Consider the following 601-nt stretch of genomic DNA (forward strand, 5'->3'; position numbering starts at 1 on the left):
AGCGTGCTAGCGAAACAAGATTCCGACCTGACCAACTGGTTCGAAGGGGCGTTTTTGCATGTGTTCTTAATGGCGTTGTTCACCCAAACCAACTACTGGTTAACGGGACAATACGGCTATTTGGGGCACATCGATTTCACAAGTGCCGTGGTCTTTGCCAACCAAGCTCTGGTTATGGGCTTGGTTTACAGTTATCGCAGCCAATTTGCTCAGCAGCTCACCCTTGTTTATCAAGCCTACAGCTACTTATTGTGGGGCGTATTCGCGCTATTGACGGTATGGCTGAACAGCGTTGAATCGCCACTCATCACCAACAACGTATCGGCACAAGCCATGCCTGTGTTCAACATGCTGAGTTTAGGTTGGCTTCTGCCAGCGTGCATTCTCATTGCTGCGGTCGTTAGACGCTGGAATACGCTGCGTGTACACCGATTAGCGGTCGCATGTCTTGGCTTTGCATTAGCGGCCATTTGGCTAGGGATGTCGATTCGACAGTTCTGGCAAACCACGTCAATGACGCTGTTTCAACCGACCAGTATGGCGGAGTTGTTTAGCTACTCAGTGGCAGGATTAATGGTTGGTGGCGCTTTAACTTGGCGTG

General features: G+C 50.4%; 1 protein-coding gene. It reads left to right on the top strand.

What is annotated here, in order from left to right; all coding sequences use genetic code 11:
* On the top strand, positions 1-601 hold a 601-nt coding region (locus R7Q48_RS28950), incomplete at both ends, for a DUF2339 domain-containing protein (RefSeq protein ID WP_318133799.1).

Source organism: Vibrio sp. 378 (genome assembly GCF_033339435.1).